This is a genomic window from Streptomyces sp. NPDC050422 (assembly GCF_044458665.1).
Lineage (GTDB): Bacteria > Actinomycetota > Actinomycetes > Streptomycetales > Streptomycetaceae > Streptomyces.
This window is the reverse complement of the sequence record NZ_JBITIE010000005.1, coordinates 174073-193161: the sequence shown is the minus strand read 5'-3', so window position 1 is coordinate 193161 and position 19089 is coordinate 174073. Positions and strand designations below refer to the sequence as shown.

General features: G+C 71.8%; 20 protein-coding genes. 6 read left to right on the top strand and 14 right to left on the bottom strand.

Going from position 1 to position 19089, the window contains the following annotated elements; genetic code table 11:
- Positions 1–156: 156 nt before the first annotated feature.
- From ACIBJG_RS08980 to ACIBJG_RS08955, 6 genes are all read right to left on the bottom strand, one after another.
- Complete coding sequence (locus ACIBJG_RS08980; protein ID WP_399305822.1) at positions 157–915, bottom strand: SDR family oxidoreductase; 759 nt, start codon at positions 913–915, stop codon at positions 157–159.
- Positions 915–1436 (bottom strand): cupin domain-containing protein, encoded by a 522-nt coding sequence (locus ACIBJG_RS08975; RefSeq protein ID WP_399305819.1) that lies wholly within the window; start codon positions 1434–1436, stop codon positions 915–917. Before ACIBJG_RS08975 ends, ACIBJG_RS08980 begins: the two co-directional genes overlap by 1 nt.
- Before the next feature lie 42 nt (positions 1437–1478).
- Complete coding sequence (locus ACIBJG_RS08970) at positions 1479–2213, bottom strand: alpha/beta fold hydrolase (protein WP_399306286.1); 735 nt, start codon at positions 2211–2213, stop codon at positions 1479–1481.
- 104 nt (positions 2214–2317) lie between these two features.
- Entirely contained in the window at positions 2318–3157 is an 840-nt protein-coding gene (locus tag ACIBJG_RS08965; RefSeq protein WP_399305816.1) for an aspartate dehydrogenase domain-containing protein, read from the bottom strand.
- Positions 3154–4119: a VOC family protein gene (locus ACIBJG_RS08960; protein ID WP_399305813.1), complete on the bottom strand. Its 966-nt coding sequence runs from the start codon at positions 4117–4119 to the stop codon at positions 3154–3156. The genes ACIBJG_RS08965 and ACIBJG_RS08960 overlap by 4 nt, the downstream gene beginning before the upstream one ends.
- A gap of 29 nt (positions 4120–4148) precedes the next feature.
- Positions 4149–5630 (bottom strand): aldehyde dehydrogenase, encoded by a 1482-nt coding sequence (locus tag ACIBJG_RS08955; protein ID WP_399305810.1) that lies wholly within the window; start codon positions 5628–5630, stop codon positions 4149–4151.
- 310 nt (positions 5631–5940) lie between these two features.
- On the opposite strand from ACIBJG_RS08955, the gene ACIBJG_RS08950 reads away from it, so the two are divergent.
- Positions 5941–7380 (top strand): MFS transporter, encoded by a 1440-nt coding sequence (locus tag ACIBJG_RS08950; protein WP_399305808.1) that lies wholly within the window; start codon positions 5941–5943, stop codon positions 7378–7380.
- A 7-nt stretch (positions 7381–7387) separates the two neighbouring features.
- Here ACIBJG_RS08950 and ACIBJG_RS08945 read toward each other — a convergent pair whose 3' ends face one another.
- Genes ACIBJG_RS08945 through ACIBJG_RS08935 form a run of 3 tightly spaced genes read right to left on the bottom strand, consistent with a single transcriptional unit; the run spans position 7388 to position 9271 of the window.
- Positions 7388–8032 (bottom strand): SMI1/KNR4 family protein, encoded by a 645-nt coding sequence (locus ACIBJG_RS08945; protein WP_399305805.1) that lies wholly within the window; start codon positions 8030–8032, stop codon positions 7388–7390.
- Positions 8029–8367, bottom strand: coding sequence for a chorismate mutase (locus tag ACIBJG_RS08940; protein WP_399305802.1), 339 nt, complete (start codon positions 8365–8367; stop codon positions 8029–8031). Before ACIBJG_RS08940 ends, ACIBJG_RS08945 begins: the two co-directional genes overlap by 4 nt.
- 25 nt (positions 8368–8392) lie before the next feature.
- Positions 8393–9271 (bottom strand): helix-turn-helix domain-containing protein, encoded by an 879-nt coding sequence (locus ACIBJG_RS08935; protein ID WP_399305799.1) that lies wholly within the window; start codon positions 9269–9271, stop codon positions 8393–8395.
- A gap of 225 nt (positions 9272–9496) precedes the next feature.
- Here ACIBJG_RS08935 and ACIBJG_RS08930 point away from each other — a divergent pair, with 225 nt between their 5' ends.
- The 3 genes from ACIBJG_RS08930 to ACIBJG_RS08920 all read left to right on the top strand — a co-directional run bounded on the left by ACIBJG_RS08930 (position 9497) and on the right by ACIBJG_RS08920 (position 13323).
- A complete protein-coding gene (locus ACIBJG_RS08930) occupies positions 9497–11311 on the top strand; it encodes a beta-galactosidase family protein (RefSeq protein WP_399305797.1) in 1815 nt (604 codons plus the stop codon).
- Between the two features lie 63 nt (positions 11312–11374).
- Entirely contained in the window at positions 11375–12277 is a 903-nt protein-coding gene (locus tag ACIBJG_RS08925) for a hypothetical protein (RefSeq protein ID WP_399305794.1), read from the top strand.
- A gap of 59 nt (positions 12278–12336) precedes the next feature.
- On the top strand, positions 12337–13323 hold the full coding sequence (locus tag ACIBJG_RS08920; RefSeq protein ID WP_399305791.1) for an ankyrin repeat domain-containing protein: 987 nt from the start codon (positions 12337–12339) through the stop codon (positions 13321–13323).
- Positions 13324–13398: 75 nt separating this feature from the next.
- Here the strand turns inward: ACIBJG_RS08920 and ACIBJG_RS08915 are convergent, their stop codons facing one another.
- The 4 genes from ACIBJG_RS08915 to ACIBJG_RS08900 all read right to left on the bottom strand — a co-directional run bounded on the left by ACIBJG_RS08915 (position 13399) and on the right by ACIBJG_RS08900 (position 17020).
- Positions 13399–15048, bottom strand: coding sequence for a DEAD/DEAH box helicase (locus ACIBJG_RS08915; RefSeq protein WP_399305788.1), 1650 nt, complete (start codon positions 15046–15048; stop codon positions 13399–13401).
- 259 nt (positions 15049–15307) lie between these two features.
- Entirely contained in the window at positions 15308–15511 is a 204-nt protein-coding gene (locus ACIBJG_RS08910) for a cold-shock protein (protein ID WP_015607926.1), read from the bottom strand.
- Between the two features lie 300 nt (positions 15512–15811).
- Positions 15812–16423: a TetR/AcrR family transcriptional regulator gene (locus ACIBJG_RS08905; protein ID WP_399305785.1), complete on the bottom strand. Its 612-nt coding sequence runs from the start codon at positions 16421–16423 to the stop codon at positions 15812–15814.
- Positions 16424–16513: 90 nt separating this feature from the next.
- On the bottom strand, positions 16514–17020 hold the full coding sequence (locus ACIBJG_RS08900) for a pyridoxamine 5'-phosphate oxidase family protein (RefSeq protein ID WP_399305782.1): 507 nt from the start codon (positions 17018–17020) through the stop codon (positions 16514–16516).
- Positions 17021–17188: 168 nt separating this feature from the next.
- Here ACIBJG_RS08900 and ACIBJG_RS08895 point away from each other — a divergent pair, with 168 nt between their 5' ends.
- The gene (locus ACIBJG_RS08895; RefSeq protein WP_399305779.1) at positions 17189–17476 is read left to right on the top strand and encodes a hypothetical protein; all 288 of its coding nucleotides are present in this window, start codon (positions 17189–17191) and stop codon (positions 17474–17476) included.
- Here the strand turns inward: ACIBJG_RS08895 and ACIBJG_RS08890 are convergent.
- Complete coding sequence (locus ACIBJG_RS08890; protein ID WP_399305776.1) at positions 17455–18039, bottom strand: HutD family protein; 585 nt, start codon at positions 18037–18039, stop codon at positions 17455–17457. The two genes, ACIBJG_RS08895 and ACIBJG_RS08890, sit on opposite strands and share 22 nt — an antisense overlap.
- Positions 18040–18158: 119 nt before the next feature.
- Between ACIBJG_RS08890 and ACIBJG_RS08885 the strand changes: the two genes are divergently transcribed.
- A complete protein-coding gene (locus ACIBJG_RS08885) occupies positions 18159–19082 on the top strand; it encodes a rhomboid family intramembrane serine protease (RefSeq protein ID WP_399305774.1) in 924 nt (307 codons plus the stop codon).
- Positions 19083–19089: the final 7 nt, after the last annotated feature.

Below are 19089 nucleotides of genomic sequence, written 5' to 3'. Positions count from 1 at the left end.
GTCGGGGTCGAGGTCGGGGTCGGGGTCGAGGGTGCGGGGCGCTCCGCGGGGGCACGGGGACCCCCGTGCCGGGGGTGTCCTCAATCGCCGGACGGGCTTGAATTGGCTGCCGGACGCTCTTCGGCCGCAGCCCGGTGCAGCTCAGCTCAGCTCAGCTCACTGCATCGTGAAGCCGCCATTGACGGCGAAGGTCTGGCCGGTGATGTAGCTGGACTCGTCGCCGATGAGGAAGGCGATGAGGCCGACGAGGTCGGCCGGTTGCTGGGGGCGGGAGATCGCCCGGTTGAGGCGGTACAGCTCGTGGCGTTCGGCGGGGATGTCGGCGGCGGACTCCCCTTCGGTGAGGCCGGGGGCGACGGCGTTGACGGTGATGCCGAAGTCGCCGGTCTCGCGTGCCATGGCCCGGGTCAGAGAGATGACGGCGCCCTTGGAGGCGATGTAGTGGGCGAGCCGGGGTGAGCCGTACAGGGCGGCGTCCGAGGCGAGGTTGACGATGCGTCCGCTGCCGTGGTCCCGCATGAGCGGGAGGAGGGCGCGGGCGAGAAGCCAGGGGCCGCGGGCGTTGACCGTCATGATGCGGTCCCAGACTTCGACGTCGATCTCGTGGAAGGGTTTGCCGCCCACCGCGTTGGCGAGTCCGGCGTTGTTGACCAGTCCGTACAGCCGGCTGCCGTCTTCGGCGAGGGTGGTGGCGAGTGCGGTGACGGATTCCGGGTCGGCGACGTCGAGCGGGTGGAAGTCGGCCGTGATGCCCTCGGCGCGCAGGTCGTGGGCGGCCTGTCTGCCGGTGGTCTCGTCGAGTTCGGCGATGACGACGCGGTGGCCGTCGTTGCCGATCCGGCGGGCCGCGGCCAGTCCCAGGCCGCGGCCGGCGCCGGTGACGACGACCGTACGGGGGGTGTCGTCGGTGGCCATCAGTCGCGGGCGATGCCGTGCATCGGGGAGTGCTCGGGATAGGTGGGGACCTGCGGCTTCTGCGTGCCGATGATCACGCAGAACAGGGCGTCGGTGTCGCCCTCGTTCTTCAGGGAGCGGGCCACTCCGGCGGGGACGACGATCATGTCGCGGTAGCCGAGGGTGCGGTATTCGGCCTCGTCGGAGCCGCGGTGGATGCCGACCTTGACCTGGCCCTCCAGGACGAAGAAGGCCTCCTCGACGTCGTGGTGGGTGTGCTCGGGGCCTTCGGCGCCCGGCGGGAGCAGCATGTTGGAGAGGGTGAAGCCGCCGGAGGGCAGGATGCGGTTGTCGTTCTCGTGGTTGCCGGTGGCGCCGGAGCCGACGTAGCGGATCTGGGCGCGGCGGTACTGGGCGCCGGCCTTCTCCTGGAAGGAGAGGGTGTTCCAGTCGGGCTCGCGGGAGTCCTGGGTGGCGATGAGGGAGTCGGTGAACTTCGCGAGGTCGCCGTCGGTCTCGTACGGGGTGTTGTCGATGGGCACGAGATGCTCCTTGGTTCGTTGGTGGGGGGGGTGGTCTCGTCGTTACGCGGGTACGCGGGCGACGACGTGGAGGTGGGCGCGGACCCAGGCGTTGAAGGCCTCGGGGCGTTCCTGGTTGGAGAGGTGCCCGGCGCCGGAGAGGGTGACGTACACGGACTTGGTGAGTCCGCCGGCGATGGCCTGTGACTCGTCGGTGCCGGTGACGGTGTCCTGTTCGCCGCACAGGACGAGGGCCGGTGCGGCGATGGCGGTCAGGTCGTCGGTGAGGTCGGCTTCGGCCATGGATGCGGCGGCGTATCCGTAGCCGGGGCTGCGGACGGATGCGGCCATGGTGGCGACGACGCGTGCGACGAGTTCGGGGGGTGCGCCGGCGGAGACGAGGCGTGGTCCGCGGGCGGCGGCGAAGGCTTCGGGTCCCTGGTCGGCGAGTTGCCCGGCGCGCTCGCGCATGGCGCGGGCCTTGTCCGGGTGGGTTCCGGAGCCGCGGCTGGAGTCGGCGACGATCAGGGAGGCGACGAGGTCCGGGTGGCGGGTGGCGAGGCGTAGTGCGATGACGCCGCCCCAGGAGACGCCGAGGACGTGGGCGGGGGCGCCGTGTTCGCGGATGAGGGCGGCGGCGGTGTCGGCGTAGCCGTCGAGGCCGGGGGCGTGGGCCGGGTCGGCGGAGTCCGCGTAGCCGGGGGCGTCCCAGGCCACGACCCGTACCTGGTCGGCGAGCCCGTCGAGTTGCGGGGTGAAGGCGGCGGAGGAGGAGCCGATGCCGTGGAGGCAGAGCAGGAGCGGGGCGTCGGGGTCGCCGGCCTCGCGGGTGTGGACGGCCCCGGTGGCGAGGGCGGCGGTGTCGACGGCGGCCGGCGCGGCTTCCTGGCGGGCCGTGGTGGTCACAGGATCTGTCCTGCCCGGCCGACGACGGCGCCGAGGCTGCGGAGTACGGCGTGCGGGACGACCTGGCTGGTGGCGGGGTTCGCTTCGTCGGGCCGGTGGGCGACCTCGAAGCGGTACGTGCCGTGGGGGCCGGCCGCTTCGATGACGTGCCGGGTGAGGGTGGCGGCGGGGTCGGCGACGACGACGACCTGGACGAGGGCGGGGTCGCCGGTGGCGAGGGCGACAGATGCGGCGACGTTGGTCGACTTGGGGAACTTCACCGGGACGTCGATCGCGGTGCCGCGCATCACCTCGACGGGTTCGGTGGTGGTGCGCAGCCGTTCGGTGAGTTCCGCGTCCATCCAGGGCTGGTGGAGGGTGGCGGGGAGCTTGGTGGTGGTGAGGGTGACGGAGGTGAGGGGGCCGAGTCCGCGGACGGCCTGGAGGAGGTCGAGTCCGCCGACGGCTCCGCCGGTGAAGTAGACGCGTCCGGGTCCGGCGGCGCGCAGCCGGTCGGTGAGTTCGGGGTCGACGAGGGCGCCGGTGGAGGCGATGAGCAGGTCGGCGCCGCTGTTGAGGACGCGTTCGGCCCATTCGCGTACGACGGCCTGGCCCGCTGCTTCGACGATGAGGTCGCAGACGGCGAGGGCGTCCTCGAAGGACAGTTGGGGTGCGGGGGCGTCGACGAGGGGGCGGTTGTCGATGATGCAGGTGAGTTCGGCGCCGGGGATGTGGCCTTCGGCGAGTGCGGTGCCGACGACGCGTCCGATGGCTCCCCAGCCGACGAGGCCGATGCGGCGGACGGGGCGGGTGGGGCGGGCGGGGGTGTCCGGCCGGGGGGTGAGGGTGGTGGTCATGCGGTCACCTCTTCTGGCGCGTCGGTGGGGGTGGTGAGAGGTCCGGGGTCGGGGGTGCCGGCCATGTGGCTGCGGATGCCGGGTGAGGGCGGGCCGGCGGTGCCCCACAGGTCGGAGAGGTCGGGCGTGCGGCGCCAGACCTTGGCGATCCAGGCGTCCTCGACGATCTGGGCGACCTCGGAGGTGTATTCGCAGACGAGTCCGGCGGGGTCGGTGAAGTACGAGAAGGTGTTGTTGCCGGGGCCGTGCCGGCCGGGCCCCCACTGGGGGTTGATGCCGTGGTGGCGCAGGCGTCCGAGACCGCGCATGAAGTGGTCGACGGATGTCATCTCGTAGGCGACGTGGTTGAGGGAGGTCCACTCGGCCTGGTTGAACGCGATGCAGTGGTGGTCGGCGTTGCAGCGCAGGAACGCCATCTGATGCTCGGACCAGTCGGAGACGCGCAGGCCGAGGACCGAGGTGTAGAAGGCGACGGCGGCGTCGATGTCCGTGGTGTTGAGGACGGTGTGGGTGACGCCGACGGGGACGGCGGCGTCCCGGCCGCGCGGGGTGACGGCGTACGTCTGGGCGCTGAGTTCGATCAGCCGGCCCTCGGGGTCGGTGAAGCGGAGTCCGTAGCCGCCGCCGACCTGGTCGAGGGGGCCGGGTCCGGTGACGGGGACGATGCCGCGGGCGAGGAGCCGGCGGGCGGCCTCGTCGATCTCGGCGGGGGTGGCGACGGCGAACGTGATGCGGCCGAGGCCGTTGCGTTCGCCGCGGCTGAGGTGGAGGACGTGGTGTTCCTCGCCGGTGCCGCGCAGCCAGGTGGCGTCCGCTTCGTGTTCTACGGCTTCCAGGCCCCAGACCTCACGGTAGAAGTCGGCGGACTCGGTGAAGGCGGGGGTGCGGAGCTCGACGGAGCGCAGGGCGCGCAGCCGGGCGACCGGTGCCGGCAGGGGTCGTGCGGTGTCTTCGTACGGCATGGGGGGCTCCGGATTCGTCTCGCTCGGCTTCACTGGCCGGCCCAGGGCAGGGGGGTGCTGTCGGTGGCCCAGTAGAGGGACTTCTGCCGCTGGTAGCCGCGGATGAGATCGCGGCCCTTCTCGGTGCCGATGCCGCTGTCCTTCAGCCCGCCGAACGGGGTGGAGATGCTGAACTGCTTGTACGTGTTGATCCAGACGGTGCCCGCGTCGATGCGGCGGGCGAGGCGCCAGGCTCTGGCGTGGTCGCGGGTCCAGATGCCGCAGGCCAGTCCGTACACGCTGTCGTTGGCCTGGGTGACGAGGTCGTCCTCGTCGTCGAAGGGCAGGGCGACGACGACCGGGCCGAAGATCTCTTCCTGGCAGACGCGGGCGGTGTTGGGCAGGCCGTCCAGGACGGTGGGGAGGTAGTAGGCGCCGTCGCGGTACTGCTCGCCGTCGGGGGCGGCTCCTCCGCACCGGACGGTGGCGCCCTCCTCGCGGGCCAGGTCGACGTAGGCGGCGACGCTGTCGCGGTGGCGGTGGTGGACGAGCGGGGCAACCTGGGTGTCGGGGTCGGTGCCGGGCCCGATGCGGAGTTTCTCCGTACGGGAGACGAGTTCGCCGAGGAACTCCTCGTATCGGGAGCGGGCGACGAACAGGCGGGAGCCGGCGATGCAGCTCTGTCCGCTGGAGGAGAAGACGCCGTACATGACGCCTGCGAGGGCCTGCTCCAGGTCGGCGTCCTCCAGCACGATCGTCGGTGACTTGCCGCCGAGTTCGAGGGAGACGGGGATGAGCTTGTCGGCGGCGGCGTGGGCGAGGGTGCGGCCGGTGGACGTACCGCCGGTGAAGGTGATCTTCCCGACGGCCGGGTGGCGGACGATCGCGTCGCCGATGACGCTGCCGCGGCCGGGCAGGACGGAGAGCAGGGCGGTGGGCAGCCCGGCCTCGGTGAGTGCCTGGTGGACGAGGCGGCCGAGCGCGAGGGCGACGAGGGGGGTCCACTCGGCGGGCTTGAGGAGGACGGCGTTGCCCGCGGCGAGGGCGGGGGCGAGCTTCTGGGCGTCGCTGGCGATCGGCGAGTTCCAGGGGGTGATCGCGCCGACGACGCCGATGGGTTCGTGGACGCTCATCGTGACGTACGGGCCGCGGGAGGGGGTGAGGGCGTCCTCGGCGGTCTCCAGGGCGGCGGCGGTGTAGCGGAAGGTGCCGGCGGCGCTGAGGACGAGGGCGCGGGTCTCGGTGCGGCATTTGCCGGTGTCGGCGGTCTGCAGGGCGGAGAGCCGGTCCGCGCTCTGCTCGACGAGGTCGGCGATGCGGTGGAGCAGCCGGGCGCGGAGGTGGGCGGGGAGCTCGCGCCAGGCGGGGTCGTGGGCGGCGCGGGTGGCTGCGGTGGCGGCCTCCTCGACGTCGTCGAGGGATGCGGCGTGCACGGTGGCGATGACCTGACCGGTGGCCGGGTCGACCGTCTCGATGAGGGCGCCACGGCCCTGTCGCCACTGCCCCGCGACCAACACCTCGTCGGCAAGCATCAGTTGGCCTCCTGCGATCGAATCGATTACCTCAGCTCTAAAAATCTAAGGGCTTAAGTAATTGTTCGCAAGCCCCCTCGGCAAAATCTCCTTTTGCCTCCGGGGGCTTGACGGCCGCCACCCCTGGACCGGTAAAACTTAAGCACTTAAAAGCTAGGCACTTACAGAGACCCGTGGGTGACTTCACAAGCTCACGAGCGCCGTGCGGCCGTTCCCACCCGTACGCTCAGCTCATTCCCGTCCCCTCTGTAACCCCGTACACCTGGCTCCCCAACCGCTCCGGCCCCACGCGGAGCAGGAGGAACCCTGGATGAGCACCGACACCTCGCAGGACGCCGCCGGCCCCGGCTCCTCCCCGGCCGGCACGACCCGCGCCACCATCGCCGCCCGTTTCGAGCGCCTGCCGCTCTCCCGCTGGCACGTCACCGTCCGCCTGATCGTGGGTGTCGTCACCTTCTTCGAGGCCTTCGACCAGTTGCTGATCGCCTACGCACTGCCGGAGCTCCGCGACGAGTGGCAGCTGTCCACGGGCGACGCCACGGCGGTCCTCACGGTCGGCTCGGCCGGCATGCTCGTCGGCGCGCTGCTCTCAGGACGGCTGGCCGACCGCTACGGCCGGGTGAAGGTGATCGCGTACTGCGTGGCCGCGTCCGGTCTCGTGAGCCTGGCGCTGACGGCGTGCACCTCGCTCACCCCGTTCCTGGCCCTGCGCTTCGTCCAGGGGCTCGCGATCGGGGGCGAGGTGCCGGTGGCAGCGGCCTTCATCAGCGAGATCACCCGGAGCTTCAAGCGGGGCCGCTTCGTCCTGCTGTACGAACTCGTCTTCCCGGCCGGCCTCACCATCGGCGCCCTGGTTGCGGCCTGGGTGGTCCCGGCGGCGGGCTGGCGCGTGATGTTCGCGGTCGCCGCCGTGCCCGGCCTGCTGGCCTTCCTCGTCCAGCGCGGGGTCCCCGAGTCGCCGCGATGGCTGGCGGAGCGGGGCCGGATGGCGGAGGCCGAAGCGGTGATGACCGAGATCGAGGCGAAGGTGTCGGCGGCGACGGGCGAACCGCTCCCCCGGCCGGCCGGTCCCGCCTCCTCCACCGCTCAGGCCCCGACGACGGTGGCCGCCACCCCCGCGGAACGCGCCGCGACAGGCCTCCGCGGCCTGTTCACCGGCCGCTACCGGCGCCGCACCCTGGTGGTCGGCGCGATCTGGTTCACCGGCTACTTCGTCAACTACGGCGTGACGTCCTGGCTGCCCAGCATCTACAAGGACGAGTACGGCCTCACCCTCTCCGACGCCCTGCTCTACTCCACGGTGACCTCGGTCGCCGGTCTGCTCGGCTGCCTGATCGTCGCCCTCACGGTGGACGTCCTCGGCCGCCGCCGCATCTTCGCGATCTGCCTCGGCGCCTCGGCCGCGCTGCTGCTCACCCTGGCCGCGCTCGGCGCCGGCACCCCCGCCGAGGTCCTGATCTGGACCTCGCTCTCGGCGGTCGGCTTCTTCGGCTCCAACATCTGCCTGTACCTGTACACACCCGAGCTCTACCCGACCCGGATGCGCGCCCTGGGCTGCAGCGTCGGCGGCGCGGTCAACCGGCTGGGCGTGATCCTCGGCCCGATCCTGGTCGGCGTGGTCTACGCGGCCGGCGACAGTGTCGCCGCGGTGTTCGTGATGCTGGGAGCGGTGGCCCTGGTGGGCGCGGTGGTGGCGGGGACGCTGGCGGAGGAGACGGCGAACCGGCCGCTGGAGGAGATCTCGCCCTGAGCGGCGTTCACGCGTCGTCGCCGCGGAAGGCCCGGTATTCGTCGTTCATGAGATCCCAGAAGGACCGGTACCGGACGGCGCCGGGAAGCCAGTGCGCCAGATACCAGGCCTCCCACTCCCCTTCGGGCGTGACTACGTGCGGGTTGAGCAGGTAGACGTCTCCCGACCCCGGAGTATGGCTGATCTTGAGCATGTCGCTCAGATACTCGGTCCGAAGGGCGCAGCAGTCCTGCTCGTCCCCGTAGACGAAGTACTCCTCATCGGGAACATCGTCCCGGCCCCTGTCATCGCCCCAGCCCGCGATGAGCTCCGGATCGATGTCCCTGACCCGGCCGAGCTCCCGGGCGGGCAGGAGCCGTGCGATCTCGCTCGTCGTGTCGAGCCACCCGTCGCTGGTCTGCAGAAACTCCCGACAGCTCGGCGGCAGCGCGGCCCCCAGACGTTGCTCGAGCCCGGCCAGCTCCCCCGGGGTCACCCCCGGGCCTCCCAGCCGGCGCGCCGCCCGCACCTCCGCCGGAAAGGGCTCACTCCGCTCCTGCTCGTGCAGGACCGGGTCCAGCCAGTCATCGCTCCACCGCTGGAGCAGGTCACCCCAAGGGTGTTCCGCTCCGGTCCCGGCACCGCCCACGCCACTGACCCGGGAGCCGCTCAAGCCCCCGCACCGCCCACCCCGTTCGCCGCCGACTCCTCCGCGATCCGCTCATGGTGGCGGATGACCTCCGCCACGATGAAGTTCAGCAGCTTCTCGGCGAACGCCGGGTCCAGGTGGGCGCTCTCCGCCAGTTGACGCAGGCGGGCGATCTGGCGGGACTCGCGGGCCGGGTCGGCCGGGGGGAGCTGGTGGGCGGCCTTGAGGTGGCCGACCTGCTGGGTGCACTTGAAGCGCTCCGCGAGCATGTGGACAACAGCCGCGTCGATGTTGTCGATGCTCTCGCGCAGCCGGTTCAGTTCGGCGCCTACGGAATCGTCGATGTCGCTCGTGGTCATGGTCAGCGAGCTTAGACGGACCGGGCTACGGGATGATCGTCGGAGGGTGTTCCGCGTCCGGAACACGGTCGCTCCAGCCACCCGGCACGCTGCGCCCCTGCTGTTCGCGGAAGCGGACCGGGGCCATACCCACGCGGCGGGCGAACAGGCGGGAGAAGTACGCCGGGTCGTCGTACCCCACGCGGCGGGCGACCGCGGCGACGGGCAGGTCGCCGGTGGCCAGGAGCTCCTTGGCGCGGCCCAGCCGGATGGTCAGGAGGTAGTCCTTCGGGCTGCACCCGGCCCCCCGCCGCACCGCCGTGCGCAGTTCGGCGGGCGTCATGCCGTGCCGGGCGGCGTGCTCGGCGACGGAGAGCGGCTGGAAGGCGTCGCGGGCCAGGGCCTGCAGCACCGGATCGCCGTCGGGGCTGACGTCGGCGCGCGCCCGGCGCAGCGCCACGAGGAGTTCGTGGACGGCGGCCCCCGTCTCCACCTCCAGCAACGGGTTTCCGCGCCGGGCCGCCCGGACCATCCGGCCGATGGCGGCACGCGGGCCCGCCGTGTCGGCGAGCGGGACAAGGGGGCGTTCGGGTTCGATGTAGCCGAGTTCGGTGTACGTGGTGGTGGCGGGCCCGGTGAAGTCGACGAAGCTCTCGTCCCAGCCGGTGACGGGATCGGCGCCGTAGTGGTGCGGGGTGCCGGGCGTCAGCCAGATCAGGCTGGGCGCGGTGACGGGGACCCGGCGCCCGTCCGGACCTGCGAACCATCCGCTGCCCGCGTTGATGACGACGGCCACGTGGTGGTCCAGGGTGCGGGGGCCGACGGTCGGCAGCGTGCCGTGCTGCAGGCCGACCCCCAGGCAGACCAGACCGAGGCGGTGGTGGAGCGGGCTCGGGGTGAAAAAGCGCATCCAGGTGTGGTACATCGGCCTTCGCTCCTCCGTCCGCTCCCGTGTGACGTGCAGCGTCGTGTGCTGCGTCCAATCAGCAGTGATCTTTGTCCATGGACCGGCCGCACGCCAGGGGGTGAGGCTGGGCCGTGACATTGCTCCCGGGTTCGCCCGCTCCGTCCCACGTACCGCGTTCCGCTCGTACCGGGCCGCGCAGCGCGGCGTTCACGGGACCGCGCGCATCAGGAGAGAACGAGCACGATGGCTGACTTCACCGTGGCGGACGACCACTTCCGGATCGACGGGAAGCCCGTACGGCTGCTGTCGGGGGCCCTGCACTACTTCCGGGTGCACGAGGCGCAGTGGGAGCACCGGCTGTCGATGCTGCGGGCGATGGGCCTGAACTGTGTCGAGACGTACGTGCCGTGGAACCTCCACGAGCCGCGGCCGGGCGAGTTCCGTGACGTCGGGGCGCTCGGCCGTTTCCTGGACGCGGCGCAGCGGGCCGGTCTGTGGGCGATCGTCCGCCCGGGACCGTACATCTGCGCCGAGTGGGAGAACGGCGGGCTGCCCGCCTGGGTGACCGGGCGGTTCGGCCGCCGGGTGCGGACGCGTGACGCGGGCTACCTGGGCGCAGTGGAGCGGTGGTTCGCCGAGCTGCTGCCGCAGGTGGCGGAGCGGCAGATCGACCGCGGTGGTCCGGTGATCATGGTGCAGGCGGAGAACGAATACGGCAGTTACGGCACCGACGCGGTCTATCTGCGCCGGGTCACGGCGCTGCTCGGTGAGTGCGGTGTGAGCGTTCCGCTGTTCACCTCCGACGGGCCGGAGGACCACATGCTCACCGGCGGTTCGGTGCCCGGCCTGCTCGCCACGGCGAACTTCGGTTCGGGCGCGCGAGAGTCGTTCCGGGTGCTGCGGCGTCATCAGCCCGGCGGGCCGCTGATGTGCATGGAGTTCTGGTGCGGCTGGTTCGAGCACTGGGGCGCGCCGCCGGTCGTACGGGATCCGGCGCAGGCCGCCGACGCGTTGCGGGAGATCCTGGAGTGCGGGGCCTCGGTGAACATCTACATGGCGCACGGGGGGACGAACTTCGCCGGCTGGGCCGGCGCCAACCGTTCCGGGCCGCTCCAGGACGAGGACCTGCTGCCGACGGTGACGTCGTACGACTACGACGCGCCGGTCGACGAGTACGGGCGGCCCACGGAGAAGTTCCGCCTGTTCCGGGAGGTCCTCGCGCCGTACGCGGACGGGCCGCTCCCCCCGCTGCCGCCCGAGCCCACCGGCCTGGCGCCGACGCGGGCCGGACTGACCGAGTGGGCACCGCTGCCCGGCGTCATGGAGGCGCTGGGCGACGAGGAGGCGGCGGCATCCGGTGTGCCGCCCACGTTCGAGGAGTTGGGGGTGGACCGCGGCCTGGTGCGCTACCGCGTGGCGGTGCCGGGCCCCCGCGGCCCGTACACCCTGGGGGTTTCGGGTCTGCGGGACCGGGCGGTCGTGTACGTGGACGGGGTCCGCAAGGGCGTCCTGAGCGAGGCGGACAACTGCCTGGCGGAGCCGGTGGGCGGGCCCGCCGAGGTGGAACTGTGGGTGGAGTCGCTGGGCCGGGTCAACTACGGGCCGCGGCTGGGCGAGCCGAAGGGGATCACGGGCGGGGTGCTGCACGAGCGCCAGTTCCTGCACGGCGTACGGGCGCGGGCGCTGCGGCTCGACGCGTTCGACGGGCCGGCCGCGCTGGACGGTGTCCCGTTCGTGCCGGTCGACGGGTCCGGGGGGCCCGGCCTGTACCGGGGCACGTTCGAGGTCGCGGACGTGTCCGGAACCGGGCATGCGGGGCTCGAACTGCCGGGCTGGACACGTGGATTCGTCTGGGTGAACGGGTTCTGCCTCGGGCGCTACTGGGCGGCGGGCCCGCAGCGGACGCTGTACGTGCCGGGTCCGGTGCTGCGGGACGGGGTCAACGAGGTGTGGGTGCTGGAGGTGGAGGGCGCGGCGGCTCCGTACGCGCTGCTGGGGCCGGGCGTGCCGGTGCGGGCGGGCGGGCGGACGGACGGGCAGGCGGACGCGAACGCCTGACGGGGCTCACCCGCCGCGGTCTACAGTGGTGGGACTTGAGCGCCGCGAAGTGGGGGTGGGGACGTGACGGACAGCCCCCACGGCAGCCCGGTGGTGCACGGTTTCCCGCATCTGGCCACCGTCCGCTCGTCGATCACCGCGCTGTACCGGCGCCTGTCGTACGACGGTGTCCACCGCTTCGCCCCTAGTCTCGCCCCCGTCGACGCGGCGTTCGCCGACGCGGACGACCTGCATCTCGGTGCGCAGCGGGTGGCGCGGGCGATGGTGCAGCATCTGCATCTGCCGGATGCGCGGATGATCGTGGCGTTCCGTGCGATGGAGCATGCGGGGAGTGTCGAACTCGCGGCGGGGCCGGAGTACTTCATCGAGCTGAACGACCGTTTCCGTACGCATCGCCGGGACATCGGCGCCGCATTGTCGCACGAGGTCATGCATGTGCTGCTGCACCGGCTGGGCCTGGAGTTCCCGGGGACCCGCGACAACGAGATCCTCACCGACACCGCGGCGGCCTATCTGGGGGCGGGCTGGCTGCTGCTGGACGCGTTCCGCGAGGACGCCACGTCCAGCCAGAAGCTCGGCTACCTCACCCCGGAGGAGTTCGGGTACGTGCTGGCCAAGCGGGCGCTCGCCTTCGACGAGGATCCCTCGCCGTGGTTCACCAGCCCGCAGGCGTACACCGCGTACACCAAGGGCCGGGCGCAGGTCCTGCGCGAGAGTGCGCAGCCGCCGCTGACGGCCGCGGGCTGGGCGGGCCGGCGCCGGTACGCCAAGGACCGGCGGTACGCCCAGGAGCATCCCGGCGCGGTCCCGGATCCCGGGGTTCCGTACGCCTTCGAGCCGGGCGGGGACGGGCTGCGGGTGGCGTTCGCGTGCCCGACCTGCCACCAGCGCAACAGGGTTCCGGTCCGCGGCCGGGTGCGGGCGCGGTGCGCGTTGTGCCGCACGGTGCTGGACTGCACCACCTGAGAGGCCGGAGCACCGCTTCGGGCAAGTGGCCCTGACGCGCGGCGTATTACAGTCGAAATGTGACAGAAGATCCGAGGGCGGCTGCAGCGGGCGGGCCGAGCCTGTTCGAGGCGTTGTACGAGGGTGAGAACGCCGTCGTACGGATGCTCCGCGCCGGTGTGCCCGCGGAGTCGGTGGACGAGGACGGTGCGAGCGCGCTCTATCTGGCGGCGGTGTCGGACCGGCCCGGGGTGGTGCGGCTGCTCCTCGCGGCGGGCGCCGACCCCGACCGGGCCTCAGGTCCCGAGGCGGGCGACCTGCCGCTGTGCGGGGCGGCGTGCGGCGGGCACACGGAGGTGGCCGAGGCGCTGCTGGCGGCCGGGGCGCGGCCGGATCTGCGCGAGCAGTTCGGGTTCACGGCGCTCCGGTGGGCGGTGGGTCTCGGTCACGCAAGGACCGCGGAGATCCTGCTGGCGTACGGCGCCGACCCGTGTCTGCCGGGTCCGGAGGGCGCATCGCCGCTGCTGCTCGCGGCCCGGCGGGGCTCCCTGCCGACGGTCCAGGCGCTGCTGCGGCACGGCGCGGGGGCGGTCCAGGGCGCGGCCGAGGAGGCGCTCGGCGAGGCGCGGCGCATGCTGGACACCGACCTGGAGCAGGAGATGCGGGCGGGCCTGCGGGAGTTGTGCGGGGACCAGGACGCGTACGAGGTGGTGGTGCGCCGGGCCGTCGTCGACGGCGGGGAGACGCTGACCGTCGAACTCGTCCGCGGCGGACGGCCGGCCGCGGGCCGGGACCAGCAGACGGGGCACGGTGCGATCGCCACGGTCCTGGAGGGGGAGCTGGGGCTCCTCGCGCCCTTCGAGGAACTGGCGCGGCGGGCTCTGCGGTCCGGGAGCCCGGGGCTGGACAACTGGCGGGCGTCGGCCGAGGCGCTGTGCGAGCGCGGCGACGAGGAGACACGCCAGGCGGCGGCCGCGTGGTGTGCGGCGGATGATCCGTTGCGGCGGGCGTTCGGCGCGGACGTGCTGGCGCGGCTCGGGGCACGAACAAGCCCGTCCGGCCCTTGAGGACGGAAGCGGTGCTCCGGGCGAACCCGGTTGCCGCTCCGTCCTCAAACGCCGGACGGGCTGAAATGTGACCGGCTACGCCGCGCGACGACCTCGCACAGGCGCGCCACCGCGGCCGGAACCGCCGGAGCGACCCGCACCACCGGCACCGCGCGAGGCGCCACCGGCACCCGAGCCCCGGGACGCACCGCCCGCGCCCTGCACACCGCTGCCACCGGCAGCACCCGCGCCGCCGGCTCCGCCGCGCCTGCCGCGGCCACGGCTGCCCGAGCGGAATCCGCCACCGGTGCCGGCGCCCGTACCCGTGCCCCCGCCGGACCGCGTGCGCGGCTTCGGCTGGGTCGGCTGCGGGACCTCGATCACGATCGCGACACCGGACGGCTCGCGGGCCCCGGTGATCCGGGTGAGCTCCTCGTCGCTGGACTTGATCCGGGTGGTGCGGGGCGCGATGCCCGCGTCCTGCATCAGCCGGGTCATCTCCCGCTTCTCCTCGGGCAGCACCAGCGTGACGACGCTGCCGGACTCGCCGGCGCGGGCGGTGCGCCCACCGCGGTGGAGGTAGTCCTTGTGGTCGGTGGGCGGGTCCACGTTGACGACCAGGTCGAGGTCGTCGACGTGGATGCCGCGGGCCGCCACGTTCGTCGCGACGAGCACGGTGACCTCACCGGTCTTGAACTGGTCCAGGGTCCGGTTGCGCTGCGGCTGGGAACGCCCGCCGTGCAGCGCGGAGGCCCGTACACCGCTGGCGAGCAGCCGCTTGGCGAAGCGGTCGGCGGCGCGCTTGGTGTCGACGAACATGATCACCCGGCCCTCGCGGGCGGCGATCTTCGTGGCGACGACCTTCTTGTCGGTCTCGTCGAGCACATGGAGCACGTGGTGCTCCATCGTGGTGACGGCACCGGCGGACGGGTCGACCGAGTGCACGACGGGGTCGGTCAGGAACATCTTGACCAGCCGGTCGATGTTCTTGTCCAGGGTCGCGGAGAACAGCATCCGCTGTCCGTCGTCCTCGACCTGCTTGAGCAGGGCGACGACCTGCGGCATGAAGCCCATGTCGGCCATCTGGTCGGCCTCGTCGAGGACCGTGATGGAGACCTGGTCCAGGCGGCAGTCGCCGCGCTCGATGAGGTCCTTGAGGCGGCCCGGCGTGGCGACGACCACCTCGGCGCCTCGGCGCAGGGTGCCGGACTGCTTGGTGATCGACATGCCGCCGACCACGGTGGCCATCCGCAGGTTGACGGAGGTGGCGTACGGCGTCAGCGCGTCGGTGACCTGCTGGGCGAGCTCGCGGGTCGGGACGAGGACGAGCGCCAGCGGCGCCTTCGGCTCGGAGCGGCGCCCGGCGGTGCGGGCCAGCAGCGCGAGGCCGAAGGCGAGGGTCTTGCCGGAGCCGGTGCGGCCGCGGCCGAGGATGTCCCGGCCGGCCAGCGAGTTCGGCAGGGTGGCGCCCTGGATCGGGAACGGGTCGGTGACGCCCTGCGCGGCAAGGGTTTTCAGCAGGGCGGCGGGCATGTCCAGCTCGGCGAACGCCTCGACGGCGGGCAGTGCGGGGGTCATGGTTTCGGGCAGGGCGAACTCACCCTGCGGGGGCGTGGCCCTGCGACGGGGCGACGCCTTGCCGGATCCCTTGCCGGAACCCTGTGCGGTTGCCTTTGCCTGGGCCGTGCCACGCCCCCTCGACGGGCGATTGCGGGCGGGACGGTCCTGACGTTCGGAGCGGGTCATACGGAATTGCCCTCCTGGGGGATTCCTGGGAACTACGTGGACTGCTGGGGACTGCGAGAGGGTTCCGGGGGCTGCGCGGGTGTGCGGATGTACCGCTGTACGCGGCGCGCGGATCACTCGGGACGTCCGGGGTGCTTCGTCGCACCCGGTGCGGGGCGCCGGTCGGGCGCCCGTCTTTGCGTTACTTCCCAGGGACAGCACAAGCCGGGACCCGCACCTTCACGGTGCGGGCCCCGGCTGCGAGGTACGCGTCCGGCAATTAGGCCGGGACGATGTTCTCCGCCTGCGGGCCCTTCTGGCCCTGCGTGACGTCGAAGGAGACCTTCTGGCCCTCCTGGAGCTCACGGAAGCCCTGGGTGGCGATGTTGGAGTAGTGGGCGAAGACGTCGGCGCCGCCGCCGTCCTGCTCAATGAAGCCGAAGCCCTTTTCCGAGTTGAACCACTTCACGGTTCCAGTAGCCATGTCGTTCTCCTAAAACAGGTGCAGTGCCGGAAATCCGCACTTTACGAATTCCAAGTCGCCGCATTGAGCCCCACCCGGAGAAAGCCGGAAAACAATAAAGCGCCTGAGGAAGCATTCCCGTCAGGCGCACATAAAGTTCATGGGTACCAAAACTGCAACCGGACCACCGTAGCACGATCTGCCGACCAGCGGTGGGACACGCCGCGCCGCCGGCCGACGGTTTTCCGGGAGGACCCTTGGGGCGTCCGGCCCGGAGCCGATTCGAAGCAGTTTCGAAGCCGTTCGAACCGGTTCCGCCGTTCAGGGACGCAGCGCGATGCCGTCCAGGACCATCGAGAGGTACTGGCGGGCGATCTCCTCCGGGCTGTGCCGGCCGCCCGGCCGGTACCAGGACGCGGCGACCCAGACGGTGTCGCGGACGAACCGGTAGGTGAGGCGGATGTCGAGGTCGTCCCGGAAGGTCCGGTCGGCGACGCCTCGCTCCAGGGTGCCGAGCCATGCCTTCTCGAACTTCTCCTGGGACTCGACGAGGTACTGGAACCGGGGCTGCGCCGCCAGGTGCCGGGCCTCCTTCTGGTAGATGGCGACGGCGGCGCGGTGCCGGTCGATCTCGCGGAAGGATTCGGTGACGAGCGCCTCGATGGTCTCCCGGGGGCCGAGCCCGGCGTCGAGGACGGCGTCGTACCCCTCCCAGAGCTCGTTCAGGAAGGTGGAGAGGATCTCGTCGAGCATCGATTCCTTGGAATCGAAGTGGTAGTAGAGGCTGCCCGCGAGCATGCCGGCCGCGTCCGCGATCCTGCGGACGGTCGTGGCGTTGTATCCCTGGGCGGCGAACACCTCGGCGGCGGTGGCGAGCAGTTCGCCACGGCGCTCGGGCGAGGGGGTCACCTGGGGCTTCTTCTTGGTAGGCACCCGCCCATTCTCCGCCCGGCGGGAGCGGCCGCGGACAGCCCCGGCGGGAGCGGCCGCGGACAGCCCCGGCAGGCGGCCGCCAGGGGGCCGTCAGGGCTCCGTGACCGTCGAGCCGTCGTCGTTGCCCCTGCGGACCGTGCGGAGCGGGTGGCCGGGGCGCCAGGACTGGATGAGCAGGGTGTCGCCGCCCTCCAGACCGATGCGCACCACCTCGGTCAGCTCCACCCGGAAGAGGTGGAAGGGTTCCGGCGGCTTCACCTCATCGACGAAGCGGGCCAGCACCTCGGGTTCGGTCACCTCCACGGCCCGTCCGGAGATCCGTACGTCCCCGTCGGCCATCTCGGCGCCGGGACCGGGATTGGCCTGCACCGCGAAGCGGGGGTCGCGGAACAGGTCCAGTGCCTTGCGCGAGTTCGGCATCATGCCGAGGAACGGTTCGCCGAGCCTGAACTCCACTTCGAGGCCGGTCACCCGCGGCGAGCCGTCCTTGCGGAGGGTCGCCAGGACATGGTGTTTGTACTGCTCGAAGCGCCGGCGCACGGTGTCGGCGAAGTCCGGCTCGGCGGTCCGGAAGTCTGCCCAGGTGGATGAGGTCATGACTCCATCGAACCCGGGAATCCCGACATCCTCTGTCCTGATTCCCCAAGCACGGTCGCGGACCACCCGGACGGATGCCGTAGGGGCCCCGGCGTGATGTGCTGGAAGTGGTGGAGGCCGCCGTCCGGGCGGCGGGGAGGGCCACTCCCGCCTCCGAGGTGAGTTCAGATGGCGATCTTCATGAAGGCGTCGTTGCCGGGCATGACGACGGAGCAGTACGACGCGCTCAACGCGGAACTGCAGTCACTGCCCGGCGACACGTTCGCGGGATGCCTCTCGCACGTCTGCGTCACGACCGATTCGGGCATCGAGGTGTACGACCTCTGGGAGTCCCAGGAGGCCATGGACAAGTTCGGTGCGGTGATGATGCCCGTCGCCGAGAAGCAGGGTCTGCCCGCCACGGGTGAGCGCCCCACGGTCCAGCAGGTGCACCGCTACTGGCTGCCGGGCTCGTGACCCGACAGGGTGACCAGCGCCGCGTACCCCTGGGTCCGCAGCACGCATGACGCCCTGCTCCGCAGCAACACCGCGTCGTAGCAGCCGAGTCCGGTGTCCGTGCCGTCGATGACGGCACCGTCCTCCAGCGCCAGGGCCAGCACCGCCCCGCCCTCCGGAGCCATCAGCCGGAGGGTGCCGCGTACCACCGCCGTCTCGGCCCGTGTGCGGTCCCTGCGGTACATCACGTTGAGGTTCATGACCGGCCCCGCAAGCAGTCGGCCGTCGGTCTCCACGTCGCCCGGGAAGTCGTGGGGCCAGTACGGCTCGTCGACGATGTGGTGCTCACCGCCCACCATCAGGTCCATCCCGGCCCCCTCCACCACGGTCAGGGTGCGGTCGACGCCCGGGAACACCGAGAACGGGCCGTCCGCCGCCACGTCCGCCAGGCTGACCCGCCAGTCGAAGGCGTCGGCCGTGGCACCCGGGGACGCGGCGATCTCGCGGGTGATGCCCCCACCGTTCTTCCAGGCCACGGCCCTGCGGCCGGCCGCGGGCAGGATCCGGTACGCCTCGGCGGTCATCAGCGGGCTCCGATCGTCGAAGGTGCGGAACCCCGAGCCTAGACCGCTCCCCCGCGTTCGCTATCTTGAGCGCCGCCGCCCCCACCGGCCTCTGTTCGTAGACGATGAAGGAGCCGGCCATGGAGGCCGCCGTCACCACGTGCTATCGCCATCCCTCGTACGAGACGTATGTGAGCTGCACCCGCTGCGAACGCTTCATCTGCCCCGACTGCATGCGTGAGGCGGCCGTCGGCCACCACTGCGTGGAGTGCGTGAAGGAGGGGCGGCGTTCGGTGCGGCAGGCGCGAACGGTGTTCGGCGGCGCGGTGGCCCGGAACGCGGTGCCGATCGTCACCTACGTGCTGATGGGCCTCAACATCCTGGCGTACCTGGGCGAACTGGTCCGGCCGGGGATCGTCGACCGGTTCGCGATGACGGGTGCCGGGCTGACCGGCCCGGACGGCAGCCAGTACGTCTACGTGGACGGGGGTTTCCCCGGCCTCGACGTGACCGGGGTGGTGGGCGGTGAGTGGTACCGGCTGCTGACCGGGGCCTTCCTGCACCTGCCGCCGGGCGAATCCTCCTTCGGTTCGCTGCCGTTCGGCGTGCTGCACATCGCCTTCAACATGTACGCGCTGTGGAATCTGGGCCGGGTCGTCGAGCAGCAGCTGGGGCAGGTCCGGTATCTCGCGCTGTACCTGCTGTCCGCACTGGGCGGTTCGGTCCTGGTCTACCTGATCGCCCCGTACGACAGCGCGGTGGGCGCCTCCGGAGCGGTCTTCGGCCTTGCCGCGTCGTTCTACGTCATCAACCGGCGACTGGGCCGGGACATGCAGGCGGTGAACCGCTTCCTCGCGGGGTTCCTGGTCTGGATGGTGATCTCCGCCGGTTTCACCTCGTGGCAGGGGCACCTGGGCGGGCTGCTGACCGGTGCGGTCGTCACGGTCGTCTACGCGTACGCCCCGGCGCAGCGGCGTACGCCGGTGCAGGCGGCCGGGTGTGTGGTGCTGTTCGCCGTGCTGGTGCTGCTGGTGGTCCTCAAGACTTCGGCGCTGACGGGATGAGCGGTAC